Here is a 4770-nt window from a genome sequence, read left to right as displayed (position 1 = left end):
GCCTAGGGCTAGTCGATGACTCGGAACGTTCCACCATTGTGCGCCTAGCGGCGATCGCCTACATCACCCCCCGCCGTTAGGAATTAATAATCTAGTCAAAGCAATGAATGGCCAAAGATATGATTAAACAACATTGTTAAACCATGTTTTTGTGGCCCGTTGATTGAACTAAGCTAATCTCCATGGCCGGCACCTGTCCCAGAACTCTGTCCTTTTTTCCTCCCAAAGTCAGCCCTTCCACTCCGAATTAACTCCCCCATGAGCATCCAAGAAATCTTCGCTAAAGCCGTCCAGGATGGATACCTCACCCCCGCTATGGAAGCAGAAGTGGGTCGTCTTTGTGAAAGTGGGGTGGATTTGGATCAAGGGGAATACGAAGCGCTTGATCGCCTGATGGCGGCCCTATTGGCCGGGGATGTGGTGGCCATGCCCCACAAACAGTTTATTAACGTCATGGAAGAAATGGTTCTGACGGAGGTGGTTTCCCAGGTGTCTAAGTATCAGAAAACCACGGAAAAACAACCTGATATTGCCGACATTGCCGCCTATGCCCTCAACCGCTTACCGCCTCTGTACGCCACCTCCGAAGAAGGGGCCGAATATCAACGTCAACGGGCCTCCGAAGAACTGGAATTTCTCATCCAACAACAGGTGAAAGAAGGGCTGGGTCGATACTTTGATCGTCCTCAAATCGCCGACCGTAAGCCCCTAGAACCATTGGTTAAGCAGGATTTGATTAGCCAAATGGCGCTCTTGCTAGAAGCCTTAGCCCAGGACTAGCCACACCATGAAACCGGGGCCATGGCGGTGAACTACGATAAAGTTAGTACAAAGTAGTGAGAAATTTAAGGAAACCTAGGCGACTGAGGAGTTAGTCCAGTGGTTCGATTGGATTAGAGCAAATCAAGAACTGCCATAGGGCAGGGAGAGGCCCTAGGTTCCCGGCCATAGGATTGATCTATCCGTCGATGGCTATCCTTGGCATGGTAATGATTAGTTGGCCTGCTGTGGCCGATTCTGCCCTAGTTTATTCTCCCCAACTATTCTTTTACCGTTCCATGGCAGCCCCGGCTGATGCTGTGAATTAATTGGGCTTAATTCGAGATGTGTTTTCGTCGCTATCAAAGTTTTGCTGCTTGGATTCTAACTGTTGTTCTCACCACCACTGTTACCGTCGGGGTTGCGTCTCCAGCGGGGGCCCAATCCTGGATGAATTTATTGCTCCAAGGGCTACAGGTGATTCAACTTTCCAATCTTTCTGACCAGCAGGAAGTACGGTTGGGGCAACAGATTAATCAGCAACTCTACCAACGGGGAGAATTTCGTCCCCACGGCGATCGCCAATTGCAGGGTTACATCGACGAAATTGGCCAACGGTTAGCCCGCACCAGTAGCCGACCCAATATTCCCTACACATTCCAGGTGGTGGATGACCGCAGAATTAACGCCTTTGCCACCATGGGGGGGTTTGTTTACATTAATACTGGCCTGATTGCCGCCGCCGAAAATGAAGCCGAGTTAGCCAGTGTCATCGCGCACGAAATTGCCCACATTGCTGATCGGGACGCCGTAACTAGAATGCGGGATGTGGGCCTTTCCCAGGGATTAATTTCCGCCGCTGGTATGCGGGAAAATAACATTGTCCAAATGGCAATGCAACTGGGCTTCAATCTGCCCATGAGCCGGGAAGATGAATTAAACGCCGATGCCATGGGGTTAAGGAATCTAGTGCGGGCAGGCTATGCCCCCGCAGGCATGGTTAGTTTTATGGAAAAACTACAGCGACAGAGTGGCGCCGCTCCAGAGTTCCTCAGCAGTCATCCCCTCACCCAAAATCGCATTACCTCACTGCAGAGGAGCATTCCGCCCCAATACCTTTACCAAGGGGATGGGTTGGACTCCCAAGCCTATAGCCGCCGCATTGGCCGTCAGGTCCCCACCCTCCGTTAGGGTAATTCCTCTAGCAAAACAGTGAAGGTGACGGTGGACCCCAATCCTTCCCCCATGCTAAAAAAAGCCACCTTGCCCCCCATTGTTTCCACCAGCTTTTGGGAAATTACCAGTCCCAATCCTGTACCTCCATAGGCTTTGGAATGGGAGCCATCAATTTGAACAAATTTTTTAAATAACTTGGACTGTTGCTCCAGGGAAACCCCAATCCCCGTGTCTGCCACGCTCACTTTTAATAATCCTGGTTTTTGCACCCCTTCCCAAACTACAGTGCGAGGTACCACTTCCACCGTCACTGTGATACCCCCTTCATGGGTAAATTTGAGGGCGTTGCCGACAATATTCAGCATCACCTGCAGCAACCAACGCTGATTGCCGTAAACCGCTAGGGGTCTTTGGGGAGGAGCCGTTAGGCAAAAGCTGAGGCCCTTATTTTGGGCTTGGGGTAGGGCAAAATTTTCCGTCGCCTGGAGTACTTCACCAAAATCCACCACTTCCAATTCAATGCCCACTCGCCCCGCTTCAATTTTGGCTAGGTCGAGGATGTCGTTAATTAAATTCAGCAGCAATAGGGCAGACTGGTAAGCTTCTTCGATAAATTCATGCCTTTCTGCTTCAGAATCTGCCATGTCATCTAAAATTAGCCGCAAAAAGCCGATGATGCCATTTAACGGGGTGCGGAGTTCGTGGGTGGTGCTGGCCAGGAATTCACTTTTGAGTCGGGATGCTTCCTCCGCCGCTTTGGTGGCCTGTCTTAATTCTTGGTAGAGGGTGGCATGGGCGATCGCCGTTCCGGTTTGCTCGGCCAATTCCTGGAGCAGGGCTTCCGTTTCTGGATGCCAGGGGCCGGGGGCTGGGCTCAGTTGTTGCAAACAGAGATAGCCATTGGCTTGGTCTTGGTAGAGGGTAGGGAAAATCCACAGCCCCGCCAAATCCTCCCCTTGAAACTGGATATCGTAGAGGGTGAGGGGTTGGTGTTGCTCAAATAGCCGCCGCCAAATTTCACTTTCCTCCGGCACAATCAGGTTGGTGAACGCCGCTACCGTAGGCTGGCAAAATTCCGCTTCAATCTGTAGGTGACGACTTTGGGTATCTCTGGTCAACAACAGGCAACGGCTTACCCCCAAGGTAGAACCAATACTATCCACCGCCTCTTGCCAAATGGTGGGCAGATGGAGGCTATTGCGTCGGATCCTTTTGGCGATCGCCGTCAGTTGGGAAATAACAGGGGGGTGCAGAGGATCCAAAGAAGAAAATCTGAGGGTGGATTCCGTTAAATCGCTCGGCTGTCCCATGTCAAAAAGTGGTTAAGTGATGGAGTCAGGGGAGGAAATAGCACAACCAACCATGGAGTCTATCTCTCCCTGAGAAAGCCAGAAAAGTTAGTCGTTCCACTCTCCCCGGGGGGGAACGGGGGGATTGCGGCGTAAGTTGCGGGTTAGCTCATCATCCCGTTGTTTTTCCCCCCTTAGCCATTGCTTCACAGCCATTTCAATTACCCGATTCGGCTCATTGGTCAAATGCTGAATTTGATCCATCAGATCCGAGTCCAACTGAATGGAAACTTCTATTTTTTCAGAGTCCCGAAGCGAGGCGGAGGTATTATCATTCATGGCTTTAGAAACGAAGTCTTCACCAATTATACTATCCCATCAGTTTCAGGCCAGGCGGATATAATATATGGAACTTCAGGAAAAGTTACCAATTGGGAAAATCCATCCAGATTGAACAATTTTTGTAAACTTCCTGCCGCCTCCAAGTTATCAACGCCAGTTCCATAACTCTGCCATGTTAGACGCCGTTATTATTCTCCTCTCCATTTTCACCTTTGCAGGGGTCGGCTTCGCCGTGGTGGATCTGTTACCGGATTCCGTACAGATGCAAATTTCTAACATGGACGCCCTGCGATGGCTGGCGGCGGGATTTATGTCCATTATCGGCCTGGCGATCGGGCTAGTGGCCCAAACTACTTACCGGAGATTGGAAAACCAGATTCGTCAAACCCCCATTGAAACCATTCTCACCAGGGCAGTGGGTTTGGTCATTGGTTTGTTGATTGCCAACCTCATGCTTGCCCCCATCTTTCTGTTACCCATTCCGGGGGAATTTTCGTTTATTAAGCCCACCCTGGCAGTGTTTGGCAGTATTATTTTTGCCTTTCTTGGCATTAGTTTGGCCGACACCCATGGCCGCACCTTCATGCGCCTCATTAACCCCAATAGTATTGAAACCATGTTGTTGGCCGAGGGCACCCTCAAACCCATCGCGCCCAAAATTGTTGATACCAGTTGCATTATCGACGGCCGCATTGAACCCCTATTGGCCACCGGTTTTATTGAAGGTCAGGTATTAGTGCCCCAATTTGTCTTGGCGGAACTGCAACAATTAGCCGATGCGAGCAACGACCAAAAACGGGTGCGCGGCCGGCGGGGCTTGGACATTCTGGGCAGTATCCAGGCGGATTTTCCCGAAAGCATTGTCATTCATTCCGCTGATTATGACGACATTGCCACCGTGGACGCCAAACTAGTCCATTTGGCTCAGGAAATCAATGGCATTTTACTGACCAATGATTACAACCTCAGCAAAGTTGCCAATTTGCAGAAAGTACAAATTCTCAACGTTAACGATTTAGCCCAGGCAGTGCGCCCCATTTACCTGCCAGGGGATTCCCTCGCATTAAAAATCGTCAAACAAGGCAAGGAAGCTTCCCAGGGAGTAGGTTACCTAGAAGATGGCACCATGGTGGTGGTGGAAGAAGGACGCAACCATGTGGGCTCAGAATTGCAGGTCATTGTTACTTCAGCTTTACAAACCTGC

At 50.5% G+C, this 4770-nt stretch carries 5 protein-coding genes; 3 read left to right on the top strand and 2 right to left on the bottom strand.

Features of this window, described 5'->3' with window-relative positions:
• Positions 1-258 precede the first annotated feature (258 nt).
• Together IQ219_RS16825 and IQ219_RS16820 are read left to right on the top strand one after the other, a co-directional pair.
• Positions 259-780, top strand: a complete 522-nt coding sequence (locus IQ219_RS16825) for a late competence development ComFB family protein (RefSeq protein ID WP_190598757.1) — start codon at positions 259-261, stop codon at positions 778-780.
• A gap of 324 nt (positions 781-1104) precedes the next feature.
• Entirely contained in the window at positions 1105-1950 is an 846-nt protein-coding gene (locus IQ219_RS16820; protein WP_194073367.1) for a M48 family metallopeptidase, read from the top strand.
• On the opposite strand, the gene IQ219_RS16815 is transcribed toward IQ219_RS16820, so the two are convergent.
• Entirely contained in the window at positions 1947-3245 is a 1299-nt protein-coding gene (locus IQ219_RS16815) for an ATP-binding protein (protein ID WP_190598759.1), read from the bottom strand. The genes IQ219_RS16820 and IQ219_RS16815 overlap by 4 nt on opposite strands.
• An 87-nt stretch (positions 3246-3332) precedes the next feature.
• A complete protein-coding gene (locus tag IQ219_RS16810) occupies positions 3333-3563 on the bottom strand; it encodes a hypothetical protein (RefSeq protein ID WP_190598760.1) in 231 nt (76 codons plus the stop codon).
• A 175-nt stretch (positions 3564-3738) separates the two neighbouring features.
• Here IQ219_RS16810 and IQ219_RS16805 point away from each other — a divergent pair.
• Positions 3739-4770, top strand: a 1032-nt coding sequence (locus IQ219_RS16805; RefSeq protein ID WP_194073366.1) for a PIN/TRAM domain-containing protein, incomplete at its 3' end; no start/stop codon positions are given.

The sequence above is a fragment of the Synechocystis sp. LEGE 06083 genome, from assembly GCF_015207725.1.
In the GTDB taxonomy this organism is placed as follows: domain Bacteria; phylum Cyanobacteriota; class Cyanobacteriia; order Cyanobacteriales; family Microcystaceae; genus Synechocystis; species Synechocystis salina.
This window is presented reverse-complemented; position numbering and strand designations above follow the sequence as displayed.

Excerpts from the sequence above, each read along its gene's own strand:
- IQ219_RS16825 (WP_190598757.1), top strand. The coding sequence starts at position 259 with ATGAGCATCCAAGAAATCTTCGCTAAAGCCGTCCAGGATGGATACCTC.
- IQ219_RS16820 (WP_194073367.1), top strand. The coding sequence starts at position 1,105 with ATGTGTTTTCGTCGCTATCAAAGTTTTGCTGCTTGGATTCTAACTGTT.
- IQ219_RS16815 (WP_190598759.1), bottom strand. The coding sequence starts at position 3,245 with ATGGGACAGCCGAGCGATTTAACGGAATCCACCCTCAGATTTTCTTCT.
- IQ219_RS16810 (WP_190598760.1), bottom strand. The coding sequence starts at position 3,563 with ATGAATGATAATACCTCCGCCTCGCTTCGGGACTCTGAAAAAATAGAA.